General features: G+C 44.5%; 15 protein-coding genes and 1 pseudogene. 10 read left to right on the top strand and 6 right to left on the bottom strand.

Going from position 1 to position 19722, the window contains the following annotated elements; translation table 11 throughout:
* Positions 1 to 26 precede the first annotated feature (26 nt).
* Positions 27 to 503, top strand: coding sequence for a cytochrome c6 PetJ (gene petJ, locus F6K53_RS10950; RefSeq protein WP_364301753.1), 477 nt, complete (start codon positions 27 to 29; stop codon positions 501 to 503).
* Between the two features lie 15 nt (positions 504 to 518).
* On the opposite strand, the gene F6K53_RS10945 is transcribed toward petJ, so the two are convergent.
* Positions 519 to 644, bottom strand: coding sequence for a hypothetical protein (locus F6K53_RS10945; RefSeq protein WP_293019147.1), 126 nt, complete (start codon positions 642 to 644; stop codon positions 519 to 521).
* A gap of 41 nt (positions 645 to 685) precedes the next feature.
* Between F6K53_RS10945 and F6K53_RS10940 the strand changes: the two genes are divergently transcribed.
* From F6K53_RS10940 to F6K53_RS10905, 8 genes and pseudogenes are all read left to right on the top strand, one after another.
* A complete protein-coding gene (locus tag F6K53_RS10940) occupies positions 686 to 886 on the top strand; it encodes a hypothetical protein (protein WP_293019149.1) in 201 nt (66 codons plus the stop codon).
* A gap of 504 nt (positions 887 to 1390) precedes the next feature.
* The gene (locus tag F6K53_RS10935) at positions 1391 to 1519 is read left to right on the top strand and encodes a hypothetical protein (RefSeq protein WP_293019151.1); all 129 of its coding nucleotides are present in this window, start codon (positions 1391 to 1393) and stop codon (positions 1517 to 1519) included.
* A gap of 361 nt (positions 1520 to 1880) precedes the next feature.
* Positions 1881 to 3665: a 4Fe-4S binding protein gene (locus tag F6K53_RS10930; RefSeq protein WP_293019153.1), complete on the top strand. Its 1785-nt coding sequence runs from the start codon at positions 1881 to 1883 to the stop codon at positions 3663 to 3665.
* 236 nt (positions 3666 to 3901) lie between these two features.
* Positions 3902 to 4489, top strand: a complete 588-nt coding sequence (locus F6K53_RS10925; RefSeq protein WP_293066223.1) for an IS607 family transposase — start codon at positions 3902 to 3904, stop codon at positions 4487 to 4489.
* Positions 4490 to 4523: 34 nt separating this feature from the next.
* Positions 4524 to 5211 (top strand): annotated as a pseudogene (locus F6K53_RS10920) (RNA-guided endonuclease TnpB family protein); the annotation flags it as partial.
* A 107-nt stretch (positions 5212 to 5318) separates the two neighbouring features.
* Positions 5319 to 6833, top strand: coding sequence for a 2Fe-2S iron-sulfur cluster-binding protein (locus tag F6K53_RS10915; RefSeq protein WP_293019156.1), 1515 nt, complete (start codon positions 5319 to 5321; stop codon positions 6831 to 6833).
* Between the two features lie 1146 nt (positions 6834 to 7979).
* The gene (locus tag F6K53_RS10910) at positions 7980 to 9701 is read left to right on the top strand and encodes a vanadium-dependent haloperoxidase (protein ID WP_293019157.1); all 1722 of its coding nucleotides are present in this window, start codon (positions 7980 to 7982) and stop codon (positions 9699 to 9701) included.
* Between the two features lie 408 nt (positions 9702 to 10109).
* On the top strand, positions 10110 to 11027 hold the full coding sequence (locus F6K53_RS10905; protein ID WP_293019158.1) for a ParA family protein: 918 nt from the start codon (positions 10110 to 10112) through the stop codon (positions 11025 to 11027).
* A gap of 107 nt (positions 11028 to 11134) precedes the next feature.
* On the opposite strand, the gene ileS is transcribed toward F6K53_RS10905, so the two are convergent.
* The 4 genes from ileS to F6K53_RS10885 form a co-directional block, all read right to left on the bottom strand.
* Entirely contained in the window at positions 11135 to 14014 is a 2880-nt protein-coding gene (gene ileS, locus F6K53_RS10900; RefSeq protein ID WP_293066228.1) for an isoleucine--tRNA ligase, read from the bottom strand.
* Positions 14015 to 14337: 323 nt separating this feature from the next.
* Positions 14338 to 15087: a Ycf66 family protein gene (locus F6K53_RS10895; RefSeq protein WP_293064706.1), complete on the bottom strand. Its 750-nt coding sequence runs from the start codon at positions 15085 to 15087 to the stop codon at positions 14338 to 14340.
* 158 nt (positions 15088 to 15245) lie between these two features.
* Entirely contained in the window at positions 15246 to 16271 is a 1026-nt protein-coding gene (locus F6K53_RS10890; RefSeq protein WP_070393866.1) for an ABC transporter permease, read from the bottom strand.
* Between the two features lie 388 nt (positions 16272 to 16659).
* Positions 16660 to 17601: a nucleoside hydrolase gene (locus F6K53_RS10885; protein ID WP_293069885.1), complete on the bottom strand. Its 942-nt coding sequence runs from the start codon at positions 17599 to 17601 to the stop codon at positions 16660 to 16662.
* 123 nt (positions 17602 to 17724) lie between these two features.
* Here F6K53_RS10885 and gnd point away from each other — a divergent pair, with 123 nt between their 5' ends.
* Positions 17725 to 19152 carry a decarboxylating NADP(+)-dependent phosphogluconate dehydrogenase gene (gene gnd, locus F6K53_RS10880; RefSeq protein WP_293069883.1) on the top strand — a complete coding sequence of 476 codons (1428 nt, stop codon included), beginning with the start codon at positions 17725 to 17727 and terminating at the stop codon, positions 19150 to 19152.
* Between the two features lie 165 nt (positions 19153 to 19317).
* Here the strand turns inward: gnd and F6K53_RS10875 are convergent, their stop codons facing one another.
* Positions 19318 to 19482: a hypothetical protein gene (locus F6K53_RS10875; protein WP_293019167.1), complete on the bottom strand. Its 165-nt coding sequence runs from the start codon at positions 19480 to 19482 to the stop codon at positions 19318 to 19320.
* Between the last annotated feature and the right edge of the window lie 240 nt (positions 19483 to 19722).

Below are 19722 nucleotides of genomic sequence, written 5' to 3'. Positions count from 1 at the left end.
TTTGTTTGATCAGAAGGAGAATACCCTTGAAGAAGCTGCTATCAATCCTGTTGACTGCTACGGTATGGTTTACATTTGCTCTATTTCGTCCAGCCCTCGCTGGTGATGCCGTTCAGGGAGCTCAGGTTTTTAGTCAAAATTGTGCTGCTTGTCATATCGGTGGCAATAACGTGATTATGGCCAATAAAACCTTGAAGAAACCTGTCCTAAAACGATATAAGATGTATGACCTGGAAAAAATTAAAACCCAGGTAACTAATGGCAAAAACGCTATGCCCTCCTTCAATAAGAAGCTGACTGAGCAGGAGATTGAAAATGTGGCTATCTATGTTTTATCGCAGGCTGACAATGACTGGCAGTTGGGTAAAGACATTCCTATTCAAAAATCCCCGAAGTCCAAATCTCCAGAATTAGGTGTAGAGGCTTCTGAGAAGCCAGTTAATCAGGACAAGACCGATACCCTTAAACCCAAAAAGCGCTCATTCTGGCGCTCATTCTTTTGATTCCCCTAATGTAATCTAAGTTACTATAGCAGTTCTCAATTGCGTCAGGGACTTTCGTCTTAGGTTAATGGGAGTAGGCAGTAGGGAGTAGCGATGCAACAAGGTAGCGCCTTGATGAGGGGGTTTACCCCATGATCGCACTGGCTCCCCTCATGAATGCCCTGCATAGCTGAGTTATAGATGTGAAGTACCCCAACCTGCTTGACCTTTGGTCACGCTACGCGAACGCTGAGGTTGGGGCTTCCAATTCTCAGGTCAACTCAGGGACGGTTTTATTCGTCTTTCGGGCTTCCCGCTTCATCCGCCGATGCCTCAAACAGCAAGCTGCAATACGGTCTTACTCAGCGTCCACAGGCAGATATCCGCCTTCCGCAGACATATAGTTTACTCGACAGACTCACCTTGGAATTACGACTCTGTGGTCAACCAGCCGGGGCAAGTCTCTTCCCTGAGCTCTGCTAGTACTTTGTACACCTAATGGTCTAAAAACTGATAGGATTTTAAACCATTTGCAAGGTAGCCTTTTAGTCAGTCAGGCGGGTCAGCGACCATCTTTATTCTAACATGAATCGTGATGATTTGTCATTACAAGTTGTCGTCTCGCTATCCATCCCCACCCTGGAAGAGGGTGGGGATGGATAGCGAGTTTTGTTAAAACTTTGAGATGCACCCAATCACCATTGGGTTTCTGGATCTATTTTAAAATGCTATTCTTTTCAAGAAATACTTCAAAAAACACTTCAAAATGGCTTGAAGAGATCAAAACTTAGTATTCCTAGATACTAAGTTAGAAATAATTTGTATGAAAAGCTACAATCAATTGGGATAACTAACACTTTTCGTTAATTACTCGCGATTCGCATTTCCGGGGCTACTAAAACCGGGGATTGGCGATTTTTGCACTTCAGGAGTATGAAGATGCGATCGCTATCTTATCACCAAGCCAAAGCCTATTCACAACAGGTAAAACCCTAACTTCCGCAACCACATCAGGTAGAGCTAAGAGTAGGTTTTAACAATTCCAAGCAATTCTGCAATCCTATTGATGACAGCAAGTCGAGCTATGTCTAGCTAAATGTTGTATTATAACCATCAGATTAGAACTATCTGGGTGGTTTTTGTAAAGTTATGTTAACAACTCGGAAACTGCGGCATAAAAGGTGTGGACTCAACCAGATAAGTAACTGGTGACTCAAAATCAATGGTGCTAGTTAGGTTACCAACAAACCCAAGCTCAAGAGGGTTTACCTAACTCTTGCTGGTGTTATAGAGCAGATTATGCCCAAAGACTAATGCTCATCCTCAGGATTGGTTTCAGTGCTAGCTGTTACGAAGTACCCAAACGGGTACTGCCAATGCCTGAACTTGTTTCCCACAATGGATCAAAAGGGGGTTAAAGCTATGCTGTCAAAGGTACCAGAACAAAGTTGGCACCGAGTGCGTTTGGTGCTAGTGATTAGTTGGCTAATATTAATTTTATCGTTGTTTTATGACCCGATTTCACATAATTTAACTGATCCTGATAATCTATTAAGCCTATTTCGGGATCCCACGCTCACTCAAGACCCATGTGTTCAAGTCCAGGGAGTGTGCCTGGATGAAAAACCCTATGCCCTGGGAGCGCGATTGTTCTGGGGCATGATTGTGCCTAGCGCCATCATGATTGTTTTGGTGTTCGGTCATGAGACTTGGCGACGCATTTGCCCACTTTACTTTCTGTCCCAAATTCCCAGAGCTTTGGGGTTACAGCCACAGGGGGATATCAGCAAAAATCCGTGGCTGGTTCGTAACCATTTATATGTGCAGTTTGCCATTTTCTTTATCGGGTTGAACTGCCGGATTCTATTTGTTAACTCTGACCGCTTGGTTCTGGGTTTGTTTCTGAGCCTGACTATCTTATCCGCCATGATGATGGTATTCCTCTATGGTGGCAGAAGTTGGTGTCATTATGTCTGTCCATTTGGCATGGTTCAGATGGTATTTACTGGACCACGGGGATTGCTTGGCACTGAAGCTCACAACGCACCGCCAAAAACCATTACCCAGTCCATGTGCCGCACCGTAGACAAGACCACAGGTCAAGAAAAAAGTTCCTGTATCAGTTGTAAGTCCCCTTGTATGGATATCGATTCCGAAAAAGCCTACTGGCAACAACTGACTAAGCCTGGTCGGAAATTAGTCCAATACGGTTATTTAGGCCTGGTGATTGGTTATTTCCTCTACTACTGGTTGTATGCAGGAAACTTCGATTATTACCTGTCTGGGGCTTGGACCCATGAAGAGAATCAGTTAGGTGCGCTTTTCAAGCCAGGGTTTTACATCATGAATCACGCAATTGCGATTCCTAAACTGGTGGCAACTCCTCTTACCTTCGTTGTCTTCGTGGCGCTCAGTTGTATAATTTGTACCAAGCTAGAGAAACTATACAAAGCTGCTCTGTGGCGAAAAAACCAATCTATCACTCAGGAGCAAGTATTGCACCGAGTCTTTTCGATTTGTACCTTTATTGCCTTTAACTTCTTCTTCATCTACGGGGGTCGTCCCGAAATTAATCGGTTCCCTGTCCTAGTGCAATTCCTGTTTCAGAGTGTAGTAATTCTGGTGAGCAGCTTATGGCTTTATCAAACTTGGGGTCGTAGTTTTCACCAATATACCCAGGAGAGTTTGGCAGACAAGTTGCGCCGTCAACTGAAGAAGCTACCCCTGGACTTCTCGGAATTTCTCGAAGGTCGTTCCGTGGATGATCTCAAACCTGAGGAATTACACATCCTGGCTAAAACCCTACCGGGTGCTAACCAACAATACCGTTTGGGGGTATACAAAGGGGTGCTAAGAGAAGCGATCCAAGCTGGACATGTGAATTCCTCTAGTAGTCTCGAGGTTCTCCAGCAGATCCGGGATGAACTGGGTATAAACGATCAGCAACATTATCAGGTTTTAGAAGAACTTGGTAAGGAGCAAGAAAACTTACCAATCTTGTATCCCCACTATGGACCGGACCCTTATAAAGTACTGAGCACCATCAAAGAGCGCCAGAAGACTAGTACTTCTAACCAACGCACGATACTTAGGGAATCCCGCAAGCAGAATCGTTCTGATAAGCGCACCAAGCTGCTAAAAGACCGCAAAGATAACAACAATCAACTAGGTGATCAGGACTAGTCCTTGGTTTTCCCAAATAGTACATTCAACAGGGTGAGACGAGGATGAAATACCGGAAAAAAGAGAGCATTTTTCATAAAAAGAAAAAAAAAGGCTGATAACTATATGGCCACTGGTAAAACACTTATAAAACACTTACTTACTTGTGGCTCAGGCCGAGGGTAAGGGTTAGTAGCCAGTGAATAAAAGGGTCACATAGTCTACCAAAATATCAAATTAATTGTTAGACTATATCTATGACACTAATACCACTTCGTAAGGCGGTCGAACTTACGGGACTCTCTAGGAACACTCTTCGGAAGTATGCAGACAATGGCACGATTAAATGCGAGCGAACCCCAAGTGGTTACCGGCTCTTTGATACAGAAAGCCTGCTCAGCCTCGGAAAAAGGGAATCAAGGCAGCCAGCAACTATCTGCTACTGTCGAGTCAGTAGCAGCAAGCAAAAAGACGACCTCGTCAGGCAAGTCGCCTATCTGCACTCCCTCTTTCCGGAAGCGGAAATCATTAAAGACATCGGCTCAGGGCTCAACTACAAAAGGAAGGGGCTTCGAGCCATACTGGAACGAATCGTGCGAGGAGATCAGCTCACAATTGTTGTTGCCTGTCGAGACAGACTTACCCGGTTTGGGTTTGAAATCATTGAGTACTTGGTCGGTCTCAACGGTGGAAAAATCCTGGTTCTCGACAACCCTGAAAGCTGTCCAGAATCAGAACTTACCGCAGATCTTCTCTCCATCATTCACGTCTTCTCTTGCCGCGTCCACGGACTCCGAAAATACGGGAAGAAAATCAAAGAAGATTCGAGTGTTCCTAAGCCCTGAACAACGATTGGCCGTAGGCCACGCTACGCGAACAATGGTTCGTCAATGGTTTGGAGTGTCCCGTTATGTATTTAACAAGACCGTCAAAATCCTTGAAGATGGAGAAACTAAAGCTAACTGGAAAGCTATTAAAACTGCGATATTAAATGACTTACCCGAGTGGTGCAAGACAGTGCCTGATCAAATCAAATCTATAGCGATTAAGGATGCTTGCACCGCTGTCAGGGAAGCCAAAAAGAAATACAACTTGACTGGACAAATTAATCGGGTCAGGTTCAGATATCGCCAGCATCCTGTTCAGTCTTGTTATATCCCAAAATCGGCTGTTTCAAACAAAGGAATCTATCACACCAAACTAGGGTAATTGACTTTTACTGAAGCTCTTCCCGACAAGATATGCGATTGTAGGTTGACTAGCACCAATGGGGATTACTATTTGGTAGTCCCCTATAAGACAACAAAAAACCAAACCGAAAACCAAGGTAGAGTAGTTGCCTTAGATCCTGGTGTTAGAACTTTCCTGACTTTTTTTAGTGAGAATTCTGTAGGCAAAATCGGAGAAGGTGAATTTTCTCGAATTCAGCGGCTGTGTCAGCACCATTATAATCTGATATCTAATAATCAGTAAAGCTAAGGGAAGACAGAAACGCCCCATGATAAAAGCGGCTAGAAGAATGGTTATCAGAATTCAGAATCTGGTAAATGAACTACATCACAAAGCGGTACTACCGATGAAGACAAGTTGAGATGAATTGTGAACTCAAAATAGAGAATCCCTTCATAAATTTCAGCAATTGAAGCAATTGACCCATTAGTTCGGTAATCTGGAGTGACACAAAACATGCTGACGACTACAATCATCAACTACCAAACCAACGAGTTACAGGAAAAAACCCTGAAACCGGAAACTGCAATTCAAGGTGAGTATCTGATTGGCCGCCATCCAAGTTGTGACCTAGTCTTGGATAGTCCTGTCGTAAGTCGTGTACACGGCAGAATCATATGCCTTGGGGGACAGTGTTTCTTTACTGACCTCGGTAGCACAGATGGCTCTCGGATCAATAATGAGGAGGTAGATGTTAACCAAAACTGGCTCCTGAAGGAAGATGACATCATCCGCATCGGTGAATTTGTTTTGTTGGTCAAAGACCTACAGCTCTATGGCTCTAACCAGGAACCAAACCTAGTTGTAGATGGTAATAGCACTGGCATAAAGCAGTGGACTAAGGGTGAGATTACTGTCCGCTGTGTACAGGTCATTGATGAGACCGATGATGTGAAAACATTCCGCTTCGTGGCCGAACCACCAATACTGTTCAGCTACAAGCCAGGTCAGTTTGTCACTCTGGATTTGGAGATTGATGGCAAAGCAGTAAAGCGTTCCTACTCCATCTCTTCGGCCCCCTCACGTCCTCATACCTTGGAAATTACTGTCAAGAGAGTTCCAGCACCACCAGACGCTCCTGATCGGCCAGCGGGTTTGGTGTCTAACTGGTTGCACGACAACATTAAAGTCGGATCCGAGGTGAGATTAAATGGTCCAATGGGGAAATTTACCTGTGCTGACCATAGGGCTGATAAACTGCTGTTGATCTCAGCAGGTAGTGGCATTACCCCGATGATGTCCATGTCCAAATGGCTTTGTGATACCGGTGCTGATGTCGATGTTGTATTTGTCCACAGTGCTCGTAGCCCACAAGACATCATCTTCCGTCAGAAATTAGAGTTGATGGCGGCTTGGCACCCTAATTTTAAGCTGGCGATTACCACGACTCGCCCAGAACTCGATCAAGGTTGGTCGGGTTATACCGGAAGACTCAATCAAGCCATGCTGCAACAGATGGCTCCAGATTTTCGCGATCGCATTGTTTATGTCTGTGGTCCGAATCCCTTTATGGCAGGGGTGAAAGGGATGCTAGCCGGTCTAGACTTCCCGATGGAAAACTACCATGAAGAGAGCTTTGGCGGCAAAAAGCCCTCAAAACAGAATAAACAGAAAGCAGCAGCAACAAATCCTGAACCAGTCAAAGGGGAAGATCGTCCTAGACTACACCTAGTAGAATCACCATCAACCTCTAATGAACCCACTGTGGTTTTTGCTGAGTCTGGAAAAGAGGTTACCTGTGATGCGGAGGATGTCATCCTAGATGTGGCTGAACAAGAAGGGGTGCCATTACCAAGCGGTTGCCGCATGGGAGCCTGTGGTGCTTGTAAGCGAAAGCTTATAGAAGGGAAGGTAGAGTATGATGAACAGCCTGACGCTCTGGAAGACGAGGAACGGCAGCAAGGGATGATTTTGACTTGTGTGGCTCGTCCTGTAGGACGAGTAGTGGTTAGCGCCTAAACATGTCTTGTCAAGGGTTCAATGATCAATGTAGCTTGTTACTGATTAAGCTTAATAAAGCTAAAAGAGAAAAGGGAAAAGGTTTCATAACAGTTCAGATTTCGCCAAATACCTTTTCCCTAGCTGAAATTATCCCAAAATTGATCCTGTTGGCTAAATATAAGTTAACATCCAAAACACTGATTCTGCCGTTGATTACGTTACACAACTATAAAATAGTTTGCGACCATGATACCGAATATCAAGGCTTTAATCCTGTTAAGAAATGCTTCGCCAGCCGGATCAAAATGGGGGAGTTATTAATATAGCTAATATATAAAGATTGTAAAAGTTCTGTAAATTAAACCTAAGAATTTGTGAAGACTACTGGGAGTCATCAGTAGCTCTGATTATGACCAGGTATTTTTCTTGTGAAAATACTAGACTAATTTGTGAAGATCATGACCATGAGGTTGCCCAAATCTAATCAATCAGAAAAACGTGATTAATAATTGCTACCAACTTAAGGCTGTAAACCTTATCTATCAATGGTTATAGCATCTGGGTAATTGAGCTAATCATGGTCGGCATTCTGCCCCCGTTTACCATATTTTAGCTTTTTTTGATAATCATAATTATTTTAAGTTAACTAACTTGTGAAAATACGGATATCTTTTGTGAAACTTTTTTAAAGTTATCAATAATTTTACGGATGACGATTGACATTGTAAGTGAATAGACGGATGATAAATGAGGGATTTTACTCCAGGCACAGATTTTGACCTATGGATCAAGTACGGATAACTCCCAGAGACTCTAATTAATCAAACAGATCTAAGGAGTTTATGGCCAGAGTCCCTAGTCTGTTTTGGTACTTGATTCAACGGCAAGACGTCCGTGTTTTTACCTGTAGTGTTCTCGGGAGACTATTTATCCTAAATTTTCTCCTAAATTGGTGAGACGACCTGATATCATCATTGCTTTTTCCCAGGTAATCAATCCGATCGGAACGTTTTGCTACCTTCCAATTTACCGTCCAATCTAACGTCCAATCTTTAGAGCTCTTGCATAAAAAGCCAACAACAGGGTGATAACTACTGTAGTTGCCTTGTAGACATTGACTTTTGCAAAAGGTCTTTTGAAGAACAACCAGTCACGGGTGTAAATATGAAAAATTTATTTTCGGCTCACCATCAACAGCGGAAAAAACGACAGCATCTCTCGTCACTCCTAACCATTGGAGTAACAACCGCAGGTCTATCCCTGGGCTTACCAGCACAAGCCATAGACCTGACACTAGACAACAGCGCTAATCTGTGGGTGGATCAAGCCTTGAGGGCAGTAGAAAATAACCCGCAATTGGGTCCGACAGGAGCCTCCCGGGCTTATGGCATCTTGGGTACTGCCATGTACGATGCCTGGTCAGCTTATGAAGGAACGCCGATTAGCACCACTCTTGGGGATACTCTGCAACGTCCTGATATTGAGAACACCCTGGAAAATAAGTCCCTAGCCATTAGCTATGCGGCTCATAGCGTCCTCTCAGACCTTTTCCCTTCTGAAGTTGCTTCCTTTGATGCCCTTCTGACTGATCTGCGATCGCTTGCTAGCGACTCTGCTTCTATCTCTACTGCTACCAACGTTGGTAACACAGTAGCCAACAGTTTATTACAGTTCCGACGTCAGGATGGTTCTAACCAGTTAGGGGATGACCCGAGGGGTACACTTGGTGTTCCTTACTCCGACACCACTGGCTATCAGCCCTTGAACAGTTCCGATAATGTCGTTGATATCACTCGCTGGACACCAGAGCGGGTACCAATTGACAGCCCGGATGCCAGACTGCAACGGTTTCTTACTCCCCAGTGGGGCAACGTTACTCCCTTTGCCTTGAGCTCTGGGTCTGAATTTAGACCACCAGCACCAGAACCTTTTCTGCTTGTAGAGGGTACTCTGAATCGGGAGGAACGTACTGTCACTCTTGAGGATGGCACAGAGGTTAGTCTGGTTAACGAAGACGGGGAGGTTAATACTGACGTTGTTAACCCTGGATTTATCGAGCAAGCTGAACGGCTCATTGAGGTTAGCGCTAATCTCACCGATGAGCAAAAACTAGTAGCTGAGTTTTGGGAAGACCCCTCTGGCACTCCCTACCCTCCTGGAACTTGGATGGGTTTTGGTTCATTCATCTCGGAACGGGATGACCAAACCCTAGATGAAGATATCCAACTTTACTTTGGTCTGGGGAATGCGGTTTTGGATGCGGGTATTGCTACTTGGGAAGCAAAAGTTTTCTACGACTATACTCGTCCCGTCCGAGCCATTCGCGAACTCGGTGAGCTGGGCTTAATTGGTGAATTCGATGAGGATTTGGGAGGCTTTGCCATCGAATCCTATGGTGGACCAGGAGTAGGAACGATCAGGCTATTAGCCAGTGATTTCATTACCTACCAAACTCCTGGTGCCGATCCATCCCCTCCCTTTGCGGAATTCACCTCAGGACATAGTGCTTTCAGTGCTTCTGCGGCTGAAATTTTCAAGCTATTTACCGGTAGTGATGAGTTCGGCAATTCAGTAACCTTTGCCCCTGGTGCCTCTCGTTTTGAACCTGGTTTGACTCCTACGGATGAAGTCACCCTATTTTGGGAGACATTTTCCGATGCTTCTGATGAAGCTGGTATTTCTCGCATCTACGGTGGCATTCACTTCGATGATGGAGATTTACTCGGCAGACAGTTAGGCCGAGACGTTGGTGGCAAGGTCTATGACCGGACCTTATTCTTCATCAATGGTGGTGTGAAAGTTCCCGAGCCTACTTCTGTATTGGGTATGTTAGTATTTGGTGCGTTTGGTGCTGCTTCCATGCTCAAAGGAAAACGGGGAAATTAATCTCACCATCAATCTCACTAACATTATCTAAAAATCTTCCCAAGGGAAGTTTAGAAACCCTTGGTTTCCGATTAACCTAAAAAAAGAAAAGGGAAAAGGTTTCATAACAGTTCAGGTTTCGCCAAATACCTTTTCCCTAGCTGAAATCCCCCCAATTTTGGGGGGTATTTAGTTAGGATACAAAACAAATCTGGCTCTGGCAACTGAATTCTCTAATACAATCACCACGATACACAACGATGACATCAGTTGAGGATTCAACCGAGGATTCCAGTATAACTCTCGACAACTTACCCGATGATTGCGGACTGCCCAAGGGTAAATTATCGTAATCCATCAGAATTCTTGCCTAGTAACCAATAATACTGAATGATGATAAATAGTGTCATGGCAAGATCACGTTCATAAATGGGATTAGTCATTAGTACAGTCAATATGAAAGGTGGTGTGGGCAAGACCACCCTCACCGTCAACTTGGCCACTTGCTTAGCCAAAAATCATAATAAGCGGGTTTTGGTGGTCGATTTAGATAGCCAAATTAGTGGAACCTTGAGCTTAATGCAGCCCCAAGCATTTGCTAAAGCTAGAAAAGGAAGGCGGACATTAAGTCGATTAATCGACAAAGTCACTAAACCTAGCTATCGCAGTCGCTTAACAATTGAGGATATTATTCAAACTGATAATTGTGATATCAAAGGATTGGATTTATTGCCAGGAGATATTGAGCTTTATGATGAATATGTAGTTTCTGATCTACTCCATAAGCAATCTGTTCAGGAAGGGGAGGTGGAATTTAGTAAGGTTTGGAGCCGCTTTGAAAGTCTATTAATCAAAGGGATATTAGAGCCGATTATCCCTAACTATGACTTTATTATTTTAGATTGCGCTCCTGGCTACAATCTTTTGACTCGCAGTGGCATTGTGGCTAGTGATTTCTATCTGCTACCAGCTAGACCAGAACCTTTATCTATTGTAGGGATTCAACTCCTAGAAAGACGGATTGCCAGGCTCAAAGAAAGTCATCAGCAGGATAGTCCTCTTAACTTGCAGCTGTTGGGGATTATCTTTATTTTGTCAGGCGGTGGACTAATGGGTAGGTACTATAAGCAAGTGATGAGGCGAGTTGATAACGATTTCGATAGCAACCAAATTTTTAAAATTCGCATTCCCATGGATGTTAATGTTGCTAAAGCCGTAGATAGTTTTAGTCCTGTCGTTATCGCTCATCCTAATTCTGCTGGCTCTAAAGCGTTCTTCAAGTTGACAGAAGAATTTTTACTTAAGCTTGAGGGGATTAAAACTACCGAAAAAATCAGGGATGTATAAATCAGGGATTAGTGTTGAATCTCCAATCCCTGATCTGGCTAATAGTGCTAACCGTCCTTAGCAATCTTTAAATCACCAATAACTTACAAGTTAGTTCACAACCCACCTCAGAAGTTACCAGCTAAGGCAGCATTACACCGTTCGCAGATGGTAGGATGCTCAGCAATTGTACCAACTTTAGATCCGTAGTTCCAACAGCGATCGCATTTTAAGCCTTCTGCATTGACTACCCCTAGCGCTATAGTTTCTGATTCAGCCCTATAGGCTGCTGTTTGTATAGCTTCTAGGGAATCTACTAATTCTACTTGAGAGGCTAAGAGCAGATAGCGCAATTCATCCACTTGATTGCCACTCAGGCTATCGGAAGGATTCATGGCTTCCAGGCGCTGCTTTAATTGTTGATCTTTAACATAAAGCAAGACCTTAGCATCTAGAGATGAGCCAATCATCTTTTCCGCTCTGGCTTGTTCAAGTACTTTATTGACTTCTGTGCGGATGGTGCGCAAGGTTGACCAGGACGCTGCTAGTTCAGGGTTTTTCCATTGTTCGTCTAATTTGACCCAACCTGACTCAAACACGGATTCATGGGATTTCTGGTAAGGCAGGTATTGCCAGATATCTTCTGCCATGTGACAGAGTACAGGTGCGATCGCTTTAGCTAAATTTTCTAGTGCTATTTGTAGCACTGTCTGACAACTGCGCCGCCGTGGTGAGTTGCGAGCACTGATATAGAGTCGATCCTTAGCAATATCCAGATAAAAGTTAGACAGGTCTACTACACAGAAGTTCTGTACGCTCTGGAAGAAGCGGAAGAATTGATAACTCTCAAAGGCATCAGTTACATCTTCAAATACCTCTGTGATCCGGTGTAGCATGTAGCGGTCTAATTCCGGTAATTCCTGAACAGGCACCCTATGCTTAGCTGGGTCAAAGTCATGAAGGTTGCCTAGTAGGAAACGGGCTGTATTGCGAATTTTGCGATAGACATCGGCTAGCTGCTTAAGAATACTCTGAGATATTGGAACATCTGAGGAATAGTCTACAGAAGATACCCACAATCGCAGCACATCAGCGCCGTAGGGTGGTTCTTTTTTCTGGTTTTTTCCACCCTCGATGATTATAGCTGGTTCCAAGATATTCCCCAAAGACTTACTCATCTTGCGCCCTTGGTCATCTAGAACAAAGCCGTGGGTTAAAACAGTTTTGTAGGGGGCATAGCCATTGCTGGCTACACTGGTGAGTAAGCTGGACTGGAACCAACCCCGGTGTTGGTCTGAGCCTTCCAAGTAAATATCCACGGGATAGCGTAATTCTTCCCGTTGCTCGGCCACAGCTGCCCAAGAGGACCCGGAGTCAAACCAGACATCCATGGTATCGTTACCCTTGCGGTAGGTCTTACCATTACTACGATAGGATTCTGGTAACAATTCCTCTACGGATAGTTCCCACCAGGCATCGGAACCTTTCTCAGCAATAATGCCTTGGACATAAGCAATGGTTTCTTCATTGAGCAAGGGTTCGTTAGTTTCTTCGTCGTAGAATACCGGAATTGGTACACCCCAGCTCCGTTGGCGGGAAATGCACCAATCGGAACGATCCGCCACCATCGGGGTAATCCGGTTTTGTCCTTGGGCAGGGATCCATTTTACGGATGCGATCGCATTTATTGCTTCATCCCGGAATCCCTCTACTGAAGCAAACCATTGTTCTGTGGCTCTAAAGATAGTTGGTTTTTTAGTACGCCAATCGTAAGGATATTTATGAACATAGGGTACCTCTTTGAGCAATGACCCAGCTGTGTTCAGTGCCTCAATGATGGCTGGATTGGCATCCTTGAGCACATTCAACCCAGCAAACTGTCCCGCCTCTGCCGTAAACTTACCATCCGCATCTACTGGGGAAAGGATAGGTAAGCCATAACGCTGACCCACACCATAGTCTTCTTGACCATGACCAGGAGCCGTGTGGACTAAACCTGTACCCGATTCAGTGGTGATGTAATCCCCACCAATCACAATGTTGCTTTCCCGCTCAAATAGGGGATGCTGGTAAGTACAATTTTCCAACGCCTCACCCTTAACAGTCGTTTTGACCGTAAGTGGAGTTTCCAGAGTAGCTGATAGTCTTTCTACCAAATCCGCTGCTACTAATAAGAATTGGGATTGGTTAGTCTCGCAACCACCTTCCACTACCGCATAGGTCAGTTCTGGATTAACCGCTACTGCCAAATTTCCAGGGATTGTCCACGGAGTCGTCGTCCAGATCGCAACACCCAGATTTGGCAAAAATGGGTCTAAGATCTCCTTTATCCCTGGCGCTGCCTTAGTCATTGGGAAAGCAGCATAGATACTTGGGGAGGTATGACCTTCCGGATATTCTAACTCCGCTTCCGCTAGGGCTGTTTTAGAACTGGGACTCCAGTGAACTGGCTTCAGTCCCCTGTAGATGTAGCCCTTCAATACCATCTGACCAAAGACCCCAATTTGAGCCGCTTCGTACTCTGGGTTTAGAGTCAGGTAAGGATGTTCCCAGTCGCCCCATACTCCATACCGCTGGAAACCTTTGCTTTGTTGCTCTACTGTTTTCAGGGCAAATTTCTTCGCTTTCCGGCGCAGTTTGATCGGAGTGAGCTGTTGACGCTCCTCTAGCTTCATGGCTTGCAAGACTTTCAGCTCAATCGGCAAGCCATGACAATCCCAACCAGGTACATAACGAACTTTGCGACCTTGCAGCAGTTGGTACTTATTAATGATGTCCTTGAGAACTTTATTAAGGGCGTGACCCATGTGCAGAGAGCCGTTGGCGTAGGGGGGGCCATCATGCAACACGAAAATCTCGCCAGGATTAGTTTGTGACAGGCGCTCGTAAATAGTTTGCTCTGCCCAAAACTGTTGGAGTTCTGGTTCTCGCTTGATAGCGTTTGCCCGCATATTAAACTCGGTTTTGGGCAGATTGACCGTATCTTTATAGCTTTTGGATGCTGTCACAGTTTCAAGGCGAAATTATACTAGTAGAGCCGTTTATTAAGAGTTGATTAGAGCCATCTAACCCACTTTAACCTGCTGACCGCTGACTGTGTATTGCTGAGTAGTTAGATTCAACCTTACAGCAATATTAAACAATCAACGGTCAACAAAGGATGTTAACAAAGGATGTCAACAAAGGATATATGTCTATATATATCTCTTATTATTATGAGCAACAATCTCCCCAACCTTCAACTTTCCTTGGAAGGATTGTTGGATTTTTTAGCAATCGGTTTTTTCGGAGTTGGGGCTGGTGACGGCTTTTGTGTTGCGCTCGACTTTTTTTATACCTTGGGATTAGGAGGTGGTGGTGCTTTTGCTTCTGGTGCGATCGCTTCTGGTGCTTTTGCTTCTGGTGCGATCGCTTCTGGTTTCTGGTCTGGCTCCTGACTTGACTCTGGCTGTGGGGGGGGTGAGTCTTCCTTAGCCACTGCTACTGGTTGGGGGGTTTCTGTCTTAGGGGGAGTCGTTTCAGCGGAATCTGAGGTTTTAGTGTCATCTGTTTCTAAAACCGCTTCTTGGGTAGTGGATGGTACCGTAGTTGCTTGATCCGCTGCAGGGCTTGGTTGGGCAGTTTTAGGATTAGTTTCCTGGGTGGGCGACGCCATGGTGGTATCTGCCGGTACAGCAGGAGTTCGGCCTGAGTCTTGGCGTTTGCCCAAAAGATTGCCAAAAAAGCCAGTTATTTTAGCTAGTAGCCCTTTTAATGACTCAAGTGGCAGTATTTCTTGAATCTTGGTGATAAATTCAGCTTGACTTGGGATAGGGGTTTGTTGGTCGGTCGGTATCAAGGCTCGTCGCAAGGTCAAGGTTTGCCAACCCAACCAGCCTACCAACGATACACCCGCTATTTGACCGATTAAGACGCCGCCAGTAATGCGTCCAGCACAAATCCATAACACTAGAGCGTAGAATAATCCCACTCCACTCCAGATAAAGTCATATTTACGATGGACCTCTGGTAAAAAGAAGGCAGCTAGGTAAAAGACTAAGCTACCAAGAGCAATAACCAACGCCAAGAGGTATGCCAGCATTTTCGGAGTACTCCTTACGTGCTTCTTTACTCATCATGAAGCAAAATGTTGCCTCATATACAAATTATCTATCACTTAATCACTCATGTAAGCTTCACCACACTCACTTTACCCAGTATATTCTGGGGTTTGAGTACTCCTACTTTAAAGAATTGCGATTAGTACCGAATACGGGGGTCAATCAAAGCATTAACAATATCAATGGCAATACTTGCAATTACCACAATAGTGGCGAAGAATACCATAATCCCTTGCACCGTCGGGTAATCCCGTCCAGAAATTGCCTCATACAACCGATTCCCTAACCCTGGCCAAGAGAACGTCACCTCTGTCAACACTGCTCCACCTAATAAAGCAGCTAAGGTCAACCCGAGCACTGTAATCACAGGAATCATGGCATTTTTCAGGGCATGGGCAAAAACAATCCGCCTTTCGTGAATACCTCTAGCTCTGGCCGCTTCTACATAATCAGCCTTGAGAGTTTGCTTCAAGTTTACCCGCACAATCCGTTCAAAGATGCCACTCAACAGCAGCCCTAAGGTAATACTGGGTAAGGCTAAATAATAGATAGCAGTGAAAAACTGAACTAAATTACCACTAAAGAGACTATCTATTGTATATAGACCAGTAAATCCTTCTGGTGTTGCTAAGCTAATGGGATAGCGAGTACCGATGGGAAACCAACCCAGCTGAACAGAGAAAATTAACTGCACCACCATCCCCATCCAAAACAGAGGGATGGAGTAAGTAATAATGCCAAATAATCTACCCCCTACATCCCAAACTGTTCCGCTGCGGGATGCCGCTAAAGTACCTACTCCTATACCAACTAAGAATGCTATGGCCATGCCGCATACTGATAGTTCAACAGTGGCGGGGAAATGTTGTTGAATAATCTCCCAGACTTTTTGACCTTGGCTGGTGATTGAGGTACCTAGGTCTAAACGTAGCAAGGATCCTAGGTAGCGAATATACTGCAACCACAACGGGTCGGCTAATCCTAATTGTTGTCGGTATTCTTCCTTAACGCTATCTGGAGCACGATTCCCTAACACAGCATCTACCGGATCTCCTGGGGTAGCTCTGAGCAGAAGAAATACTAGGGTGGTAATGGTCCATAGCATCAGGGGCGCTAGGAGAAGACGGATTATTATGTAGTATTTTAGGGCTTTAGCACGGGACATAAGCAATCGGGAATCGGGAATCGGGAATCGGGAATCGGGAATCGGGAATCGGGAATCGGGAATCGGGAACTTTGGATAAAGTAGTTTTCGATTAAGTTAGTCTATTTCAAGACATTTTTGATTAACAAAAAGCTGTTTTGATGAAAATTGCTTTTTTATTTATAATCCTTGTTTAACCAGGCTTGTATAGATGATTTGATGGTAATTTATCACAACTAATCTGGGATAGTCATAATTTTTTTATAAATTCTAAATTCTAAATTCTAAATTCTAAATTCTAAATTCTAAATTCTAAATTCTAAATTCTAAATTCTAAATTCTAAATTCTAAATTCTAAATCCCTTTCTTTCGCAAAATTGATGACTCTTGCAATAGATATAATTAACAATTATCCCAAGCAACGGTATAAATGTTCTTTCCATCGGGGTGCATCGATAGACCAGATTACAGTCATGTTTGGTGTTTGGTTGAGTACTCCCAGCTCATCCACTACAGTTTGACCACGGGTGAGTTCGCTTACTGTTTCTACCTCCACGTAGTATTTACCTTGCCTGGTTACGATGGCTGGGTCGAGAGCCACTGCCATCGCGACAGGATCAGCAAGGGTTAAGCCAGGGGAATCTTGAATCTTAACACTGGCTTCTAAGGCGCTAGTATTGCAGTCTACAGCAAAACGTGCTAAGTCTGTGCCTAAGTTTTTGATTTGTGCGATCTCAGCGGGGAGCAATGCTGCTTCACCACGGCTTAATTCCCAACCGACCATTTCCATGGGCATGCCACTGTGAAAGACAATTTTAGCGGCATCTGGGTCTACCCAAATGTTATATTCCGCAGCTGGGGTGACGTTGCCCACCACATTAGCGGCTCCACCCATGATTACGCAACGCTTTACTAGGTAGGCTATTTCTGGGGCACGAAGTAATGCGATCGCAATATTAGTCAGTGGTGCTAGAGTAACTAAGGTGATTTGCCCGGGATTGCTCTTAATAGTATCAATGATGACATCCACACCATGAGCTAGCTGGGGTTTAGCCTGGGGATCAGGGTAGTGCATGTTACCCATACCATCTTCACCATGGAATCGGTAAGCATATTTGCATGGGCGGAGCATCGGTTTAGGGCAGCCAAGGTAGACAGGGGTGGATGCGCCGCACATCTCGAGGGTATAGAGGGCGTTTTTTGCTCCCTGTTCCACAGGCACATTTCCACTAACTATAGTGATCGCTTCAACCTGGACATCCGGCCAACTATGTGCCATCAGGAGTGCAACCGCATCATCGGAAGCCGTATCCGTGTCAATCAGGAATTTCCGCATATCTGAATCTAGCATTTCTCAATGGTATTACTACCAGAACTCTTAATGTCTTCTTTAGGCAACAACCCAAAATATCGGGCTAACCTGGGAGTAAATCCACCCTAGACAACTACTACAGCAAAACTGGCGGAGATTTTTATGACACAACGGACCTTTGGGGTAATTGGTTTGGCTGTAATGGGGGAAAACCTCGCGCTTAATGTAGAAAGTCGTGGTTTCCCAATCGCAGTATACAATCGGACTGCTGCCAAAACCGAGAAATTTATGGCTGAGCGAGCTCAGGGCAAGGATGTGAAAGCCGCTTATTCCTTGGAAGAGTTTGTTCAAGCTCTAGAGCGACCCCGCAAAATCCTAGTGATGGTGAAAGCAGGGAAGCCAGTTGATGCAGTTATTGAGCAACTCAAACCTCTCCTAGAGCCAGGAGATATGATCATTGATGGTGGCAATTCTCTGTACCAAGATACCGAGCGGCGGACCAAGGATTTAGAAGCCACAGGATTGGGATTTGTTGGCATGGGCGTCAGTGGTGGTGAAGAAGGAGCGCTCAATGGTCCGAGTTTAATGCCTGGTGGTACTTCATCGGCATACCAGGATTTAGAACCAATTTTGACCAAAATTGCGGCTCAGGTTGATGATGGTCCCTGTGTGACCTACATTGGTCCGGGTGGTGCTGGTCACTACGTTAAGATGGCACACAATGGCATTGAGTATGGCGACATGCAACTAATTGCTGAAGCCTACGATGTACTGAAAAATGCTTTGGGATTAGATCACAAGCAGCTACATGAGGTATTTGCTGAATGGAACACCACTGATGAGCTAAATTCCTTTTTGATTGAAATTACAGCGGATATCTTCAAATACATTGATCCAGAAACGAATGGACCGTTAGTGGAGATGATTCTTGATGCTGCTGGACAAAAGGGCACTGGACGGTGGACTGTAGTTAGTTCCCTAGAACTAGGGGTGTCAATTCCTACCATCTACGCTGCAGTCAATGCTCGTGTCATTTCCTCTTTTAAGGATCAGCGGGTAGCAGCAGCTAAGGAAATCACTGGTCCTGTGGGCAAGTATGATGGCGATGTCAAAGCATTTATTACCAAAGTCCGCGATGCTCTCTATTGCTCTAAGATGTGTTCCTATGCTCAGGGCATGGCACTCTTGAGTCGGGCATCGGAAGAGTTTAACTATAATCTGAACTTGAGTGAAGTTGCCCGGATTTGGAAAGGAGGTTGTATCATTCGAGCTGGCTTCTTGGATAAGATTAAGAATGCCTTCAACCAAAATCCCCAACTCCCCAATCTGTTGTTAGCTCCTGAATTTAAGCAAACAATTTTGGATCGTCAGGATGGTTGGCGAGAAGTGCTAGCGGTATCAAACAAATTAGGGATTCCAGTCCCTGCTTTTAGTGCATCCCTAGATTATTTCGACAGTTACCGACGCGATCGCTTACCCCAAAACCTGACCCAAGCACAGCGCGACTACTTTGGTGCTCATACCTACGAGCGCCTGGATAAACCCAGGGGTGAGTTCTTCCACACCGATTGGATGGGATTGAGTTCATAAGGGTAGTATAGCGTTTTTAAGTTTTGTGAGGTACAGATTTCCTGGTTTTAGGGAACAGGGAAAAAATTCTGTGTAGCTCATTAGGCTAAAAACCGCTAAAAAACCTTATTAATGATTGAGGGGCAAAGCATTTGGGCGACCATGATTTCTTTTGATTTTATTAGATCATAGACCCGATGCTTTGCCCTTGCAACTAGAGGAAAGATAACAGGGAGCAGGGAACAGCGGATCATCGGAACAGGGAACAAAAATTATCACAATTCCTACAGAAATTTCTCTAATCAAAAAATAGTTTATTAGAGCAGTATTGATAGGGCGACATCGCTTCATTACTTTACTTTAATTTAAAAATACCATTACATCCATTCCAACAGAAAAAAAATATACAATTTTTCAATCTAATCTAATTTAGATCCGTTTACCCTGATTACCAATCATTAATCTATCCCTCTTCTGTCACTCTCCGGAATCAATGAGTAACAAATAAGCCATATTATCCAGAATACAAAAAGGTTTGACATTGATTAATTTCCCTAATGAGCTGATTTAATCCCAGCAATAACTTGGTAT

The sequence above is a fragment of the Moorena sp. SIO4A1 genome, from assembly GCF_010672065.1.
Taxonomy (GTDB): domain Bacteria; phylum Cyanobacteriota; class Cyanobacteriia; order Cyanobacteriales; family Coleofasciculaceae; genus Moorena.
This window is presented reverse-complemented; position numbering and strand designations above follow the sequence as displayed.

Excerpts from the sequence above, each read along its gene's own strand:
- F6K53_RS10895 (WP_293064706.1), bottom strand. The coding sequence starts at position 15,087 with ATGCTGGCATACCTCTTGGCGTTGGTTATTGCTCTTGGTAGCTTAGTC.
- F6K53_RS10885 (WP_293069885.1), bottom strand. The coding sequence starts at position 17,601 with ATGCTAGATTCAGATATGCGGAAATTCCTGATTGACACGGATACGGCT.
- F6K53_RS10905 (WP_293019158.1), top strand. The coding sequence starts at position 10,110 with ATGGGATTAGTCATTAGTACAGTCAATATGAAAGGTGGTGTGGGCAAG.
- gnd (WP_293069883.1), top strand. The coding sequence starts at position 17,725 with ATGACACAACGGACCTTTGGGGTAATTGGTTTGGCTGTAATGGGGGAA.
- F6K53_RS10910 (WP_293019157.1), top strand. The coding sequence starts at position 7,980 with ATGAAAAATTTATTTTCGGCTCACCATCAACAGCGGAAAAAACGACAG.
- F6K53_RS10925 (WP_293066223.1), top strand. The coding sequence starts at position 3,902 with ATGACACTAATACCACTTCGTAAGGCGGTCGAACTTACGGGACTCTCT.
- F6K53_RS10890 (WP_070393866.1), bottom strand. The coding sequence starts at position 16,271 with ATGTCCCGTGCTAAAGCCCTAAAATACTACATAATAATCCGTCTTCTC.
- F6K53_RS10930 (WP_293019153.1), top strand. The coding sequence starts at position 1,881 with ATGGATCAAAAGGGGGTTAAAGCTATGCTGTCAAAGGTACCAGAACAA.
- F6K53_RS10875 (WP_293019167.1), bottom strand. The coding sequence starts at position 19,482 with ATGAAGCGATGTCGCCCTATCAATACTGCTCTAATAAACTATTTTTTG.